The sequence below is a fragment of the Idiomarina sp. MD25a genome (assembly GCF_001870515.1).
GTDB lineage: Bacteria > Pseudomonadota > Gammaproteobacteria > Enterobacterales > Alteromonadaceae > Idiomarina.
On the sequence record NZ_MDGT01000003.1, the window covers coordinates 1,195,748 to 1,211,626 of the forward strand.

General features: G+C 47.4%; 15 protein-coding genes. 5 read left to right on the top strand and 10 right to left on the bottom strand.

The features are described from left to right. Positions 1 to 21: 21 nt before the first annotated feature. The 3 genes from BFR57_RS09715 to BFR57_RS09725 form a co-directional block, all read right to left on the bottom strand. The gene (locus BFR57_RS09715) at positions 22 to 3,123 is read right to left on the bottom strand and encodes an efflux RND transporter permease subunit (RefSeq protein ID WP_071463750.1); all 3,102 of its coding nucleotides are present in this window, start codon (positions 3,121 to 3,123) and stop codon (positions 22 to 24) included. Between the two features lie 12 nt (positions 3,124 to 3,135). Next, positions 3,136 to 4,296, bottom strand: coding sequence for an efflux RND transporter periplasmic adaptor subunit (locus BFR57_RS09720; protein WP_071463751.1), 1,161 nt, complete (start codon positions 4,294 to 4,296; stop codon positions 3,136 to 3,138). 71 nt (positions 4,297 to 4,367) lie between these two features. Further along, entirely contained in the window at positions 4,368 to 5,378 is a 1,011-nt protein-coding gene (locus tag BFR57_RS09725) for a zinc-binding alcohol dehydrogenase family protein (protein ID WP_071463752.1), read from the bottom strand. A gap of 85 nt (positions 5,379 to 5,463) precedes the next feature. Between BFR57_RS09725 and BFR57_RS09730 the strand changes: the two genes are divergently transcribed. Further along, a complete protein-coding gene (locus BFR57_RS09730) occupies positions 5,464 to 6,270 on the top strand; it encodes a hypothetical protein (RefSeq protein ID WP_071463753.1) in 807 nt (268 codons plus the stop codon). Here BFR57_RS09730 and BFR57_RS09735 read toward each other — a convergent pair. From BFR57_RS09735 to BFR57_RS09760, 6 genes are all read right to left on the bottom strand, one after another. After that, positions 6,162 to 7,178, bottom strand: a complete 1,017-nt coding sequence (locus BFR57_RS09735) for an ArsA family ATPase (protein WP_071463754.1) — start codon at positions 7,176 to 7,178, stop codon at positions 6,162 to 6,164. The two genes, BFR57_RS09730 and BFR57_RS09735, sit on opposite strands and share 109 nt — an antisense overlap. A gap of 22 nt (positions 7,179 to 7,200) precedes the next feature. After that, positions 7,201 to 7,473, bottom strand: a complete 273-nt coding sequence (locus BFR57_RS09740) for a cory-CC-star protein (RefSeq protein WP_071463913.1) — start codon at positions 7,471 to 7,473, stop codon at positions 7,201 to 7,203. A 33-nt stretch (positions 7,474 to 7,506) separates the two neighbouring features. Then, on the bottom strand, positions 7,507 to 9,171 hold the full coding sequence (locus BFR57_RS09745; protein WP_071463914.1) for a carbon starvation protein A: 1,665 nt from the start codon (positions 9,169 to 9,171) through the stop codon (positions 7,507 to 7,509). A gap of 104 nt (positions 9,172 to 9,275) precedes the next feature. Beyond that, entirely contained in the window at positions 9,276 to 9,446 is a 171-nt protein-coding gene (locus BFR57_RS09750) for a DUF1328 family protein (RefSeq protein WP_006955983.1), read from the bottom strand. 133 nt (positions 9,447 to 9,579) lie between these two features. Beyond that, positions 9,580 to 12,204, bottom strand: coding sequence for a M14 family zinc carboxypeptidase (locus BFR57_RS09755; RefSeq protein ID WP_071463755.1), 2,625 nt, complete (start codon positions 12,202 to 12,204; stop codon positions 9,580 to 9,582). Between the two features lie 106 nt (positions 12,205 to 12,310). Next, positions 12,311 to 12,769, bottom strand: coding sequence for an Lrp/AsnC ligand binding domain-containing protein (locus BFR57_RS09760; RefSeq protein ID WP_071463756.1), 459 nt, complete (start codon positions 12,767 to 12,769; stop codon positions 12,311 to 12,313). Positions 12,770 to 12,932: 163 nt separating this feature from the next. On the opposite strand from BFR57_RS09760, the gene asnA reads away from it, so the two are divergent. The 4 genes from asnA to BFR57_RS09780 all read left to right on the top strand — a co-directional run bounded on the left by asnA (position 12,933) and on the right by BFR57_RS09780 (position 15,470). Then, the gene (asnA, locus tag BFR57_RS09765; protein WP_071463757.1) at positions 12,933 to 13,913 is read left to right on the top strand and encodes an aspartate--ammonia ligase; all 981 of its coding nucleotides are present in this window, start codon (positions 12,933 to 12,935) and stop codon (positions 13,911 to 13,913) included. Positions 13,914 to 13,950: 37 nt separating this feature from the next. Next, positions 13,951 to 14,205: a TIGR03643 family protein gene (locus BFR57_RS09770; RefSeq protein WP_216096924.1), complete on the top strand. Its 255-nt coding sequence runs from the start codon at positions 13,951 to 13,953 to the stop codon at positions 14,203 to 14,205. Between the two features lie 21 nt (positions 14,206 to 14,226). After that, complete coding sequence (locus BFR57_RS09775) at positions 14,227 to 14,997, top strand: CLCA_X family protein (RefSeq protein ID WP_071463758.1); 771 nt, start codon at positions 14,227 to 14,229, stop codon at positions 14,995 to 14,997. 137 nt (positions 14,998 to 15,134) lie between these two features. Further along, a complete protein-coding gene (locus BFR57_RS09780; RefSeq protein WP_253183639.1) occupies positions 15,135 to 15,470 on the top strand; it encodes a glutathione S-transferase N-terminal domain-containing protein in 336 nt (111 codons plus the stop codon). Here the strand turns inward: BFR57_RS09780 and BFR57_RS09785 are convergent. Next, positions 15,467 to 15,757 (bottom strand): hypothetical protein, encoded by a 291-nt coding sequence (locus BFR57_RS09785; RefSeq protein WP_071463760.1) that lies wholly within the window; start codon positions 15,755 to 15,757, stop codon positions 15,467 to 15,469. The two genes, BFR57_RS09780 and BFR57_RS09785, sit on opposite strands and share 4 nt — an antisense overlap. Positions 15,758 to 15,879 lie beyond the last annotated feature (122 nt).

Genomic DNA, 15,879 nt, shown 5'->3' on the forward strand with positions numbered 1-15,879 from the left:
CTTTTTTGTGCCTTAGGATTATTACTCTTCCTGCTGCTTAGGTGGGAACACCTTGCGAACAGTGTAGAAGAATAACGGTACGAAGAAGATGGCCAGTATCGTACCACCCAGCATACCCCCGATGACACTTGTACCGATGGCATTACGGCTTGCAGCACCCGCGCCCGAGCTGAGCGCCAACGGCATGACACCGAATATAAATGCGAGTGATGTCATAAGTATCGGACGCAGACGTAAGCGAACGGCTTCAAGTGTCGCCTCCAACAAGTCTTTGCCTTGCTCTTGTAAGTCTTTGGCGAACTCAACAATCAAAATCGCGTTACGTGCTGAAACACCAACCGTCGTCAACAAGCCAACTTGGAAGTAAACGTCGTTTTGAATACCGCGCAACATCGTTGCGATAACGGCACCCAGAATACCCAACGGCACCACCAACATGACAGAGAATGGAATAGACCAACTCTCGTACAGTGCGGCTAAGCACAGGAATACGACAAAAATTGAAATCGTATACAGAATAGGGGCAAAGTCACCCGACTGCTGCTCCTGCAAAGAGGTACCCGTCCATTCATAGCCAATGCCATTGGGGAGTTTACTAATCAATTGCTCCATCGCCATCATGGCTTCACCAGACGAGTAGCCTGCCGCTGCTTGGCCTTGGATTTCCATTGCCGAGACCCCGTTGTAGCTCTCAATACGCTGTGGACCATAGGTCCATTCCCAGCTAGCAAAAGAGCTGAACGGTACCATGTCGCCTTGGTTGTTGCGCACATACCATTCACTTACATCTTCCGGCAACATGCGCGCATCGGCTTCACCTTGCAGGTAAACGCGCTTAACGCGACCACGGTCAATAAAGTCATTGATATAAGATGAACCCCAAGCCGCACTGAGCGTATTGTTGATATTCTCAATGGTGAGGCCTAGCGCAGTGGCTTTCTCATAATCCACATCAATTTTAAGCTGCGGCGCATCTTCCAAGCCATTTGGACGCACCTGTTCCAACATCGGATTTTGTGCCGCCATGCCGAGCAGTTGATTACGCGCATCCAATAACGCTTGGTGACCTAAGTTACCGCGATCCTGCAAGTACAGGTTGAAACCTGTTGCCGTCCCCAACTCAGGAATCGGAGGTAGGTTGAACGCAAAAATCATGGCTTCTTTAACGCTGGCAAAGAAACCAAATGCACGACCAATCACATCCGTCACGCCTTGGCTTTCGTTACGTTCACTCCAGTCTTTCAAACGTACGAACGCAATACCATTGTTTTGACTACGACCCGAGAAACTAAAACCAACCACAGAGAAAACAGACTGTACTGCGTCTTCTTCGTTAAGGTAGTAATTTTCGATGCGGTCCATCACAGCAACCGACTGCTCCATTGTAGAGCCAACCGGTAATTGCATTTGGGTGAGGAATACACCACGGTCTTCATCCGGTAAGAATGCCGACGGTAGGCGAGTGAACAAAAACGCCAGCACGGCGACTAAGCCAAGATAAAGAACACCAACACGGATACTACGGCGTAGAATGCCATGCACACTGTCGCGGTATTTGATGGTGGCCTTTTGTAACGTGCGGTTAAACCAGCCTAATGGTCCCCAACCGCCATTCTCTTTCTTCTTCACAGGTTTGAGCAAGGTTGCACATAACGCCGGTGAGAAAATGATAGCGACCAGTACCGATAGACCCATTGATGTGATGATGGTCAATGAGAATTGACGATAAACCGCTCCCGTAGCGCCTGGGAAAAACGCCATCGGCGCAAACACTGCAGCCATGACGACACCGATCGCCACCAAGGCACCAGTGATTTGGCCCATTGATTTGATCGTTGCTTCTTTCGGGGAAAGGCCTTCCTCAGACATGAGTCGTTCGACGTTTTCGACCACAACGATAGCGTCATCAACTAAGAGACCTATCGATAGCACCATGCCGAACATGGTCAAGGTATTAATTGAGAAGCCCGCGATAGCCATAACGCCCATGGTACCTAAAATAACCACTGGAATCGCAAGGGTAGGGATGAGGGTTGCCCTTAAGTTCTGCAAGAATACAAACATCAGCACAAATACGAGAATAATGGCCTCAATTAGCACTCGAGCGACTTCACTGATTGAAATTTTAATAAATGGGGTCGTGTCATACGCGGTCACCATTTTCATTCCATCAGGGAAGTAGGGCTCTAGTTCATCAACCGTTTGTTTAACGGCTTCAGCAGTTGCCAACGCATTAGCCCCGGTTTGTAACTGGATCGCTAAGCCCGTCGCCGGCTTACCGTTATAGTTGGCTTGAATGGCATAATTTTCTGCGCCGAGTTCAACACGCGCCACATCTTTCAAACGCACTTGCGAGCCGTCAGGTAGCACTTTAAGCAATATGTTTTCAAACTGGTCAGGTTCAGACATTCGCGTCTGCGCAATGATCGTTGCGTTTAAGCGTTGTCCTTCCACAGCAGGGGCGCCACCTAATTGACCCGCGGCTACCTGAGCGTTTTGCGCACGAATCGCAGACTGTAATTCTGCGATAGTCATGTTGTAGTTAACTAACGCATCGGGTTTAACCCAAATACGCATTGCATAAGGCGCACCAAAGATTTGCACGTTACCCACACCCTCGGTCCGAGACACGGCATCTTGGACATTGGAGGCGAGGTAATCGCTCAGGTCTGTTTGTTCATAACGGTCATCTTCAGCCACCATGGCTAAAACCATCAAGAAAGAACTGCTGGATTTACTGACAGTAATACCTTGTTGCTGTACTTCTTGAGGCAGCTGCGGTGTGGCCTGCGAAAGCTTATTTTGCACTTGAACCTGTGCAATATCCGGGTCGGTACCCGAGGCAAAGGTTAAGCTTACCGTAGCACTACCGGCGTTACTCTGTGACGAGAAATACAGCAGGTTATCAACGCCTGTCATATTCTGCTCAATCACCTTAGTCACCGTGTTTGAGACGGTTTCGGCATTGGCGCCTGGGTAGTTGACCTGAATTTCTACTGCTGGTGGTGCAATGGTTGGATATTGCGCAATAGGGAGTTGGATCAACGAGATCGTCCCTGCGAGCATTACCAATATTGCAATCACCCAAGCAAATATGGGTCGATTAATAAAAAACTTGGCCATTATGTCATTCCCTTATTTGGAAGCTGGCTGTTGACCTTGTGACACAGTCACTTGTGCACCGGGTCTAATTTTCTGAAGGCCGGCGGTGACAATTCGGTCACCGGCGTTGAGCCCGTCGCTAATTAACCACTCGTTATCGATAGCACGTGCGGTGGTCACCATACGTTGCTCGACTTTATTTTCATCGTTAATCAGCATGACATAAGGACGGCCGCGCACGTCGCGTGTAACCGCCTCTTGTGGAATCAAAATAGCGTTGTTCAGTGTACCTTCACTGACTTTAGCGCGCACAAACATACCTGGATATAAATTATTTTCAGGGTTTGGGAATTCAGCGCGCAGCAAAATAGCGCCAGTGTCTTGGTCAACACTAACCTCAGAGAACAACAACTCACCTTGAGTTTGATAATCTAAACCGTTCAAACTCAGTGAGACAGGGGCATTACCATTTTTATTCGCCTCAATACGACCCGATTCGATCTCTGCCTTTAATTCAAGGAATTCGCGGCTTGATTGGTTAATATCCACGTATATTGGATCAAGCTGATTGATGGTCACCAATGGCGTGCTTTGTGAAGCGGTCAGTAAGGCACCTTCGGTAACGTTGGAACGTCCAACAATCCCGGTTATAGGCGCTTTAACTTTGGTGTATTCCAAGTTGATTTTGGCGCGTTTAAGCTGAGCTTCTGCTAGCGCAAGTGCGGCTTTGTTTTGTAAATATGTTGCTTCAGCCGAATCAAATTCATCTTGGCTCACAGCGTTGTCAGCAAGTAGCTCTTTTAAGCGTTTTTGACGCAGCTCTGATACTTTTAACGCAGCTTTAGCGCTTTCAAAGTCGGCCTGCGCGCTGGCTACCTCAGCCTGATAAATGGCCGGGTCGATTTGGTACAGTTGCTGACCTTTTTCGACTTTGGTGCCCTCGACAAACTTACGCTCAAGCAGCACGCCACTCACCTGCGGACGTACTTCGGCCACGCGATAGGCAGAGGTACGGCCGGGCAATTCATTTTGAATTTCGACAGACTGCGTCTTTATGGTTAACGCTTCAACCGGTACAGCTTGTTGTTGTCCACCTTGAGCAGCCGCTTGCTGCTCATCACTACACCCGTAAAGGGTAGCGGAGGTGAGGGCAACAGCGAGCACCGCTGCAATAGGAGTATTCCGCTTTTTCATGAACGACCTCTAGTCATAACTATTATCATTTAACGTTTTAATTATACATACATACTTGTATGTTTGTAAATTTAATATGCGACGGGTAGCACGATCTTGCCGATAGCTTTTCCCGATTCAAGCAGTTGGTGCGCTTGTTTCAGTGTGCTCGCTGACATAGCGTTTAGCCGCGTACCTTCGGTTGAGCGGATTTGACCACTATTAATAAGATCTGATATTTGATTCAAAATATCACGCTGTGCGCTGATATCTGCGGTTTCAAATAATGAACGGGTATACATAAACTCCCAATGCAAGCTGATGCTTTTCTGCTTAAGCAGTCGAATATCTAAAGCTTGGTCTGGGTCATCAATGATGCCGATGCGTCCTTGTGGAGCGATCACCTCGGTCGCCGTTTCAAAGTAGTCACCGCTGTGGGTCAACAGGGCAATATCGGTAGGTTGTGGCAAGCCTTCGAGCTGTTGTTTGATATCGCCATGATGATTAATCACATAATCGGCGCCGAGTTGTTTTACCCATGCTTGCGTTTCGTCTCGCGACGCAGTAGCAATCACGGTGACATCGGTTAACTGCTTGAGTAGCTGGATCATAATAGAACCGACGCCGCCAGCACCGCCAAATATAAGCACACACCGCTCGGCGTGAACTGATGGAACGTTCACTTGTAAACGGTCAAAACTGAGCTCCCAAGCGGTGAGTGAAGTTAACGGGAGTGCCGCCGCTGCAAGGTCATCGAGAGATTCTGGGGCGTGACCGACAATGCGGTAGTCAACGCAATGATACTCCGCATTACATCCTGGCTTGCTAATGTCACCAGCATAGAACACACGATCACCGATCTCGAAGCCACTTACGTGTTTCCCTTTATTTTCGACAATACCTACAGCGTCCCACCCAAGAACTTTATAATCATCGGCTTGTCCTATACGCATGCGGATCTTGGTATCCACGGGATTAACAGCGACGGCGGTTACTTTTATGAGTAGTTCGTTGTCACCCACACTTGGCTTAGGGAGCTCGATATCTACAAGCGCCTCTTGTTCGGTGATGGGGAGTGATTGTTTCACGCCAACGGCTTTCATCTGGTTTCTCCTTTTCGGGTGAGTGTGGTACACAATATGACTATACTACGTGGATTTTTCATTTTTGATTATTAACGAGAGAATAATGAATCATAAACTATTCGTTTTATTACTAACTTTAGTCCCCTTGTTGGCAACAGCCCAAGCGACTGATGCTGAATATAATGACAAAGAGGCACAACTGATCAAAACCATTGAGAACCTGCGCGCTCAGCGTGGTGTTGAGTTTAATTACCATCGCGAATCGAAAGTCGGTGATACAACTCGAGTCGAAGAGTATTTAGGAGCCAACGAAGACGGTTATCGTTGGCAGCTCGTCAGTGAAAATCAAAAAACGCCGAGCAAAGGGCGACTTGAAGAATATCGTGAAATGCGTGTCACCGAAGCAAAGGCGCGTGCAAAGGAAGAGGGGCCTAGCCAATCACTCGCCGATTTAATACAGGTTGATTCACTCGAGTTTATCGGCGAATCAGTTGAAAATGGTCAGTCCGTTTGGCAGTTTTCTTTCAAGCCTAAACTGGACGACTTTTCTGAATTCGCCGATGAAATCGAAGCGCGCATTACTTATCTACCAAAAACTGACTTACTGCAGCGCATTGCACTAAAAAATAAAAATGAATTTTCGCCTGCGACTTCAGTGACCGTTGAACATTTTTCAATGGAAATTGAATTTCAACGCTTTGCTGAAACATATACCGTGCCGATCAGCATGAAACAAAATGCGCAGGGGTCCTATTTATTCTTTAAAGACTTTCACGACCAAACGTCGCGCACGTATTCCGATTATTCGCTAGTGCCCAGCACAGACGAAAGCAGCGATGAAAACGAACTGAGTGCCGCTAATCCTTGCGGATCTTCAGATAACAAGGGCAGCCTAACCAGTTCGTGTTGAGCAAAAGTTTTATCAATCTCCTCAAGATACGCAGCTTCTTGAACGCGTCGTTTGGCAAGAAAAGCACCATCGGCGTCTTCAGGGAGCACGCGATTGACAAAAATACCACCGATAGGTAAGTGCTCAGCCCGCAATGCTTTCATTGCTCGTTCAGTTTCTTGTATCGGCAAGCGCTCTGGTGTCATCACAAATACGATTGCCGTGTGATTAGCGTCCTGTAGCACGCGTCGCGTGCGTTGAAACAAACGCTGGCGGTTCAATAGTTGCTCGCTGACCGCTTTACTACGCTCAGATAAACCATCGCTGGCATGTTGGTCAGGGTTGGCCATTGGGTTATGAACATCTTTGCCGGACTTTGGCGATAGATGCTTAAGCACACCCTCAAACTCCTCTGAGCGGTTCTGCGAACGCAACATACCTTGTGTCCACGCTGCCATGGCCTCGGGTAAAGTCAGTAAACGCAAGGTGTGACCGGTTGGCGCCGTATCAAAAATCAATAAATCATAGTCACGCTCAGACTGATCGATCAGCTTTGCAATACGCTCGAGTAAAGCGGCTTCTTGAGCCCCAGGGGATTGCTTCGATAAGCGCATTTGGCGCTCTACTTCAGGAAATAAATCCGGGTTGGTAAAGCGTTTCATTTGCTGCGTTACACGGTCAATGTGCGCACTGACTTCACGGTCGGGATCGATTTCAAGTGCCGTAACACGATCGCTAATGGGCGTGAATTTATCACCGACTTTAACGCCAAAAGCATCCGCCAAGCTGTGTGCAGGATCCGTTGAAACAACGAGTACATTTTTACCTTGCTGAGCTGCAAGGAGGGCAAGAGATGCAGAAACTGTGGTTTTTCCAACACCGCCTTTACCGCCGACCAAAACTACCTTACGGTCGAGAATCGACTTCATAAAGACACCTCAAAGTCGCAGGCTAACAGCACCGGAAATGATCGAGAGGCGAGTGTTCCATTCCCATGCGTTGATGCCAATCATGAAAGCGCTCCAGCATTAACGGCTGGAGCTCTAGAGTATAATAAGATGCGGGGTTAGGTACCCCCATCATTTCGGAGAAGACCAGCATCATGAACAAATCATCCTCATCGCGCTTGGCGCGCGCAATCGCAGATCGGTAGGGTGCGTTGTAAAACTCGTTGACTAACTCACCCGCACGACTAAACCATTGTTGAATCGATTTTATATTCATGTTGCGCATGGTCTTACTCCTCAAAGTCTATAATTAAGACTTTTGTTCTTTCTTAAGGTTCGACAGGGCCGATGTGGCTTCGAGTGCGATCCAAACGGCGGCAACGAGTACCACAATATCTAAACCGAACAAGAACCAGTTCTCTTCCATGTAGAAACCTTTTAACTGAATAAACAGCGCAAACACTGTCATGATCAGCAAGAAAATCAACGGCAATAACGTCACATACATTGGACGGCCTAGGCGTACCAACATGACTGTGATAACCATTAAGGTCAAGCCTGCAAGTAATTGGTTAGTGGTACCAAACAGCGGCCAAATCGCTAAGCCACCTGAACCATCTGAACCTGCACCAAAGGCAAGCGCGACACATGAGATAACCGCGAGTAACGTAGCGGGTAGCGCCTTTTGCATCCAAGAGATGTTGTAGATATTCCCCCATTCTTGGAAAATATAACGCTGTAGACGCAAGCCAGTATCCATGGTGGTGCCAGCAAACAGGACCGCCATCACCGTTAGTAACGTTTCTGCGATTTCGTTATCAAGCCCCACACCTTGGCTGATAATATTCGCGCCACCTTCAACGAACGCAGCGACGCCACCTTGGCCAAATGAGCTATATACTGCTTCCCAGTCAGCAAGCGTTGCAAAGCCAGCGCACGCAGCGATAATCGTAGCGAGCGAAAGCGAACCTTCGCCAATCGCACCAAAGTAACCCACAAAACGCAAATCGGTTTCTTTATCAAGCTGCTTGGACGTTGTACCTGACGCCACCAAACCGTGGAAACCTGAGATAGCGCCACAAGCAATGGTAACAAACAATAACGGCAGCATTGATGGTGTGTCTTCCGGCAAGTTGGTGTTAAATGCCGGCGCTGTCATGTCTGGGCCTAATAATAGCACCGCTGTATAGAGCAGAATCAAGCCAATAAACAATTGCAGACCGTTGATATAGTCACGCGGTTGTAACAGCATCCAAACGGGAAGCAACGAGGCGATTGCGGCATAACCGAATAAAATTAGAACCCAGCTGGCATTGTCTGTCAGACCACCTACCGTTTCCGGCAATGATAATGGCGCGGAAGGACCCGCCCAAATCAGTAAATAGAGTGCAACAACGCCTAAAATTGAGACGGTACCGAGCCCCATCCATTTACGGAAAATAATCTGACCAATGATTAAGGCAACGAAAATAGCGCCCCAAACAGGAATGACAGAACTTGGAAATTTAACCAAGAGGCCAGAGATCGCCGTGGCAAACACCGCGTTGACCATGAGCAGCACAAGGAAGATAACGATCATGAACAGCGTCTGTGCGCGCTTGCTGACCACATCACCTGTTAAGTTACCCATTGATTTAGCTTTGTTTCGGTTACTTGCCCAAATCGCACCTGCGTCGTGTACGCCTGCGAAGAAAATAGTACCGAAAATAACCCATAGAAATGCAGGTACCCAACCCCAAATAACTGCAATGGCAGGACCGATAATCGGTGCTGCGCCAGCTACTGAAGTAAAATGGTGACCCCAAAGTACGTACTTGTTGGTCGGAACGAAGTCCACACCGTCTTCAAATTCATGAGCAGGTGTTTTGAAATTTGGGTCTAGCTTGTAGATCTTCTCGGCTACGAATTTTGAATAAAATACGTAGCCCAAGAACATCGCAGCTAGACCCAATAGCATCACGAATATTGCATTCATGGATGAAGCCTCTTGTTGTGGTTGATTTTGAGTTTCGCTACCCATTGTAGCGCAAATTCAACCCCAACAGGCATGCGACTAACGTCTAATAGACGTCATATTAGTTATCGACGCCGTTTCCCAAGCAGTCCCATGATAATAGAAATAGCGAAAAGAATAATGAAGATGTAAAAGATAATCTTCGCGATTTCAGCGGCCGCACCGGCAATACCACCAAATCCAAACACCGCTGCCACGACGGCAATGACCAGAAAAATCAGAACCCAACGTAACATAATGTCTCCTTATTTTATTAAAGGTTCACTATTACGTTAGTCGTAAATCAGGCCAATGGATCAAGTAAATAGAAAAAAAGCCGTCATATTTTTCATATGACGGCTTATAGTTGGCGCTTTAAAACCTAAGTAATTAGTGAGCGGCAGCTGCCTCATCGGCGGCCGCTTTGTCCTTCACTGGATCAGCATAGGTCTCAATAGCCGGAGCTAGATAAATCGCGTTACTCAGTAGCTTGGCCGTGCCCCAGAAAAACGCACGGAAATTAACGTTGTCGGCAAAGCCTATGACACGGCCTTCACCGAAGCGGTGGGCGGCAATATTCGTTTTACCGGCTAACACCGCTTGGTTACGCTTGTCCGCATAACCACTCAGTAGCGGCTGGTCACTGTAATGAGCGACACTGACAAACGGACTTTGTGGAGACTCCATTGCATTCAACTCGTCCTTAAACACGGGCATGCTGCGATTAGGGAAGCCAAACATTAATGGGTTTTGCGGATCAATGTCCATCTGGAAAATAGCGCCTGCGATACGGCGTTGTGCATAGTAACTATCGCGGTCTTTATAAGTAAGGCCTGCGGTTGAAAACGCATCACTAAACGCCTTGTCTTCAACAAACTGAGTATAGAGTAAGCCATTGCGACTCATCCATTCAGCGCCACCTTGTTGGCCAATTAATACACCGCCTTGACGCACCCAGTCAGTTAATCGCGCTATTTCGCCTTCAGAAAGGGTGTAGTAGCTACCATCCACCAAAATGATGTGGCTGTAGCGGTTCAAGTCAACGCGACTGATACGGTCGGTATCGACCATCGATAATGGAAGACCGACGTGGCGATCGAGGTAATACCATGCTTCACCCGCTTCATAAAGGTTCACACCATCGCCCGTTAGCATCATTACGCTCGGTTCTTTTACCGGTTGAATATTGCGACTACCTAAATCAATACCTTTCGGCGTGAGACCGGTTTTTACCGAGTAAACGGTAACATTTTGTTGCTCAGCGATATTTTTAACCGCCGCGACTACATTTGACCAATTTTGATTTTGGTAAGCGCGAGTGACGACCACCGAGCCGGCCGATAAGTTAGCCGTTTGACCATTCGTTGTTGGTAAATGCAAAGGCTTAAAGCTTTGACGGGCGTGAACATCTTGTTCTAACAATGCTTGCAGCATCGCAGGTGCTTTATAGTCATGCCAATCAAATGCAAGCGCATAGGCGTTGGCATTAATGGATACAGCATTACGCTGTGGGGCGTTCCACGCAGTATCATCCAGATTAATACGTCCACGATAGGTGCTGAACTGCACGTTAAATGCCATGGGTAGGGTCCAGCCAGATACGTCATAAAACGTATTGTCTGGGAAGTCTTTTCGAGTGCTGAAGATGGCTTGAATCAGACCGTATTGCGCTTGCTCGGCAGGGATGAAGTAACTCAAGCCTGCTTTAAACTGCTTGTTGTTAGTTTCAACATCACGTTCTACACGATAACCGTCGATACCATGTTGTTTAAGCAATTCAACGAGTCCGCTAAGACGGTTTACATCGCTTGCTCCGATTAAGTAGCCATCAAAATTAGCGTCATCACCCGCTTCCATCGCGTCGTCATAAACACGTTCTTGGAAATCGATAAAACGTTTTTTGTTCGCATGAGCGCCATAGAGCGTGCTCAGCGATGTGATGAACTGATTACGAATGGTAAACGGGAAGCTGACTTCACCATTGACTGAATCTTGCAGGTGACCGCGACTCGATGCTTGTTCGAATAACACACCGACGGCACCCTGAATATCCGGATAGGTCGAACCTTTACCGTAGTAGAAGTCATCGAAGGATTCCTCGGTGTAGTAAAGGTTACCAAGATTATCTAACGAGTCGGCATGGGCAGCCGCCAAAATCTCAGTAAGACGCACGTTCTCATCCGGTGTTAACGGATTCTTGCGCGAAGGGATACCTGGTTGAAAGAAAAATGTGCTGTTCGTACCCATTTCGTGAAAGTCAGTCAGAACGTTGGGTTTCCATTTCTGGAAGTTGGCGATACGTGCCCGTGACTCTGGATGTTGTAGCAATAACCAGTCGCGATTGAGATCGAACCAATAGTGGTTTACACGACCACGGACAAATGGCTGGACGTGTTCACGAGACTGCGGATCGGCAACGAGATTTTTGCTGCGATGTTGGTTTGCCCATTGCGCAAAACGCGCCAGCCCGTCGGGGTTGAGCGATGGATCCAGCAGTACGACAGTGTCTTGTAATGCCTTATCGAGCGCTGGGTTTTGAGCCGCAGCTAAATAATAAGCAAACAGCAGAGCAGCATTTGAGCCACTGGACTCATCACCGTGAATGCTGTAGCCCATATAGAGAACTAACGGCGTATCGTCGTCCGCCTCACGATTAGGATCGGCGGCCGCTAAATGCTTTTCCCGCACCGCATCGATGTTTTTTTGATTGTCGGGCGATGTGATGGTTAACAGCAACAAGGGACGCTGTTCATGAGTACGTCCAGTTTCTTCAATAGTGATGCGATCAGATGACTCTGCCAACTGATACATATATTGTACGATTTGATCATGGCGCACATGCCATTCACCCACTTGATAGCCTAGTGCCTCTTCAGGGGTCGGAACCGATGGGTTGTATTGCACATCTTGAGGAAGGTAGTAATCCAACTTAACTGGGTCGGTTTGCGCCACACTCACAGCAGAGCTGAGTAATGCGACACCCGCCAAGCAAGTCGTCAGTGCTTTTTTCAGCATTTGTTATACTCCTAGTTGTTATTGTTAGTAACAGACTAGCAGAAAACCATAGCGCGTTGGATGAGTTTCGTTTAACGGCAAATCAAATGCTACTAACGACATACCACTAGGGTTTTACCTGTCGAGCGATGGGCTGCTGCAACGATATCCAAGTGTCTGTCGCTTGTACCTCTTTAATTACTTGAATACGGTTGATTAAGATGTCTTGCAAATCCTCAATCGATCGCGTCATTAATTTAGCGAAGATATTGTAATGCCCCGTGGTGTAGTGTGCTTCGGTTATCGCTTCAACGTGAGTAAGCTTGTCAATCGCTATGGGATAGTCGCCGGCAGTGGTTAACGTGATACCGATAAAACAGCAGACGTCGTAACCAAGCTTCTTCGTATCGACGATAAGACGCGTGCCCGTAATTAATCCTAACTTACGCATTTTTTCAACCCGGACATGGACTGTCGCGGTACTGACCTTTTGCTGAGCGGCCATGGTTGCGTAGGAAACACGCGCATCATTTAACAGCGTTTCTAAGATAAATTTATCGAGATTGTCTAATTTATAGTTTTTCATGAAATATAAGGTAATTATTTAAAATATTTTTAAATTAATAATGAAAATATAAGATATCATTTTTAAAGTTTCAATAAATAGTTAAACACTGTTGAATAGCTTGCCTAAAGCATGCTTTTCTTACTTAACAGGCATAAATCAGTTATCTGTTTAGGAGCACGTTATGTGGGAAGGCTATTTTAAAAAGCAACAACAAATTGAATTCATCAAGCGCGAGTTTCTCTCGCATCTCTGTCAGCAAATGGAGTTAGTGAAATGCGAGGGGCCTTTGCTGACCGAACAGGGGACCGGGTTGCAGGATGATCTTTCTGGTACTGAGCGACCTGTATCGGTGAAGGTGTCTGCGTTGCCTGAGAAGCAATATCAGGTCGTCCACTCATTAGCGAAGTGGAAGCGCCAAGTACTTGCTGACTACGCTGCACCGGTTGGGCAAGGGATTGTGGTAAATATGACAGCATTGCGTCCTGATGAAGAAAAGTTAGATGCAACCCACTCGGTATTCGTTGATCAGTGGGATTGGGAGAAAGTCATCGCCGAAAAGCAGCGCAGTGTTGAGTTCTTAAAACAGCAAGTCGAAAAGATTTATACCGCACTGAGAGCGACTGAAACACGATTCCGCGCGATTTACGGCGGGTTGTCGATACTGCCGAAGCACATTGTCTTTATTAGCAGTGAAACACTCCGTGCTGAGTATCCGGAGTTAACCGCAAAACAACGAGAGGATAAAATCGCAGAGAAGTATGGTGCGGTATTTATTCATGGCATCGGCGCGACCCTGGGCGATGGCAATAAACACGATGAACGCGCACCGGATTATGACGACTGGAGCACCCAGTGCGAACATTACGGTACTGGGCTAAATGGTGACCTCTTAGTTTGGAGTCCCAAATTAAAACAGGCGATAGAACTGAGCTCAATGGGCATTCGGGTGGATGCTAAAGCACTTAAACGTCAGCTTGAACTGACCGAGCAAACACATCGATTAGCATTGCCGTGGCACCAGCGGTTGGTTGCTGGCGACCTGCCTTTCACCATCGGTGGCGGCATCGGACAGTCACGCGTGGTAATGCTGTTGTTACAGGCAGAGCATATCGCACAAGTACAATGCAGCGTCTGGCAGCCAGGCATCCAAGAGGCACTCTGATACGTATCTGGGTGTTAGACTCAAGCGGAGTAGTATGATGAAGATAGCACTCAGTGAAGCGGATATATCGCGCGTCATTGAAATGGCGTGGGAAGACCGCACGCCATTTGAAGCGATTGAAGAAATATACGGTCTTAACGAATCTCAAGTGATTAAGTTAATGCGTAAGCATCTGAAGCGAACGGCATTTAAAAACTGGCGAGCGAGAGTGTCGGGAAGGACTACTAAACACCGAAAAATTCGCGGGTTCGATTATGGACGAGGTTATTGCCCCACGCAGTACAAGCAGTGATGGCCGTGATAGAATACTGGCATGCGCGAATATTTTAGAAATGGTCCGGCCCATCGAGGCGGAGCGGATGTCAGCTTTGCCGATATCGTAAAATTGTTTGGGTTCAATTCCGTGCGAATTGGACGTTGGGTAACTGCGCAAGAACAGCAAGCCGCGGCCAATTTATTTTTCGATGCCCTGTGTGACTTACAGATGATACTGGGCGTTAATGAATCGGTGATATCGCTACGGGGAAGTTTGTCGATCAACTATGGAATCGGTGGTCGTCTCGGTGCAAGTGCACATTATATTCCCTCACGACGCCTTTTGGCTTTGGCCAAAAATGCTGGGGGAGGTAGTTTAGCGCACGAGTGGTTTCATGCCTTCGACCACTATATTGCATCACACCTATTCAGCTCATCCACTCGACCGGGTCGGTTTGCTAGTAAAGCATGGTTGCTCAATGAATCTGTGCGCGCCCACACCTTAAATGAGCGACTCGTATTAGGATTTCAGCGATTATTTTTATCAGCGGATGGTCAGGCAGCTAGTTCACTGATGAAGCGCTGCATTGCGTTTGATAAAGCTCAAGGAAGCTATTACTTTTCGATGCCTGAAGAGGTCGCTGCACGGTGTTTTGAACGCATTGTTCAGCAGCAGTCGTTGAAGAATCATTTTCTCGTGGCTGGCACCCTGAAAAGTAAAACCGCTGAGCTCGGGCTTTACCCAAAGCAAGATGAAGCCAATGCAGTCGCCGAGTGTTGGCTAGATTACTTTCAGGCACTGGGACGGGCACTTGAACAGTCGCGCTAGTTTCGCGCCGCTATCGACGATAAGCTAATTATGCTACCCTGTGCAACCCATTGAGATGCTACCAAAAGCGAGGCAGTACGGTGCGTATTTTAATTCGTTATTTTTTCAGGTTGGTGCGTTTAATCCTCACACCCTTTATGTTGATAATGGAAAAATTAACAACGCCGAAAGGTATTGAACGTGACCGGGGTGCGCAAGCGCGTGTTGAACAAGAATGTAACCAGTTAAGTTTGTATCAATTCAAAACTTGTCCATTCTGTATCAAGGTTCGAAAAGAAATGGCACGGTTAAACTTACCTATTGAGCTACGCGATGCCCAGCATAACGAAAACCACCGCGCCGAACTCAGTGAGCAGGGTGGTCGAGTGAAAGTGCCGTGCTTACGCATTACTCAAGAGGGCGGTAAAGCGCAGTGGATGTACGAATCCGACGATATTATCCACTATTTGCGAGCGCGTTTTGAACACGCTTAATCGTCTCGCCATTCGCTGTAACGTTGCTTTTTAGCTAGACTTCGTTCGACAACAAGCATTGTTCCTGCGGTCAACATCACGATAATACTGACAGTGTACAGTTTCGGATGTTGACTCAGGAATGTTTGTGATTCGCTGAATAGGGTGTTAAGCCAGTCAGCGACAACAATAATGGCACTGATGAGTGCGATACTTACTCCACTGTAGATACTTGCTGCCCAAATTTTACGGCCTCGCATACGTGTGTGATGTGCCACACTCATTGTATTCCAGTCTGATGATTTCATAAGGCCTCCAGCAGAACGCCACTTTCTATTGCGAATATCAAAATTATAGTTCGACTCACTCGAAGTCACTTGTGACATTCGTTAGATACGCTATACCAAATTGGAATATTTGGTGTCGTGTT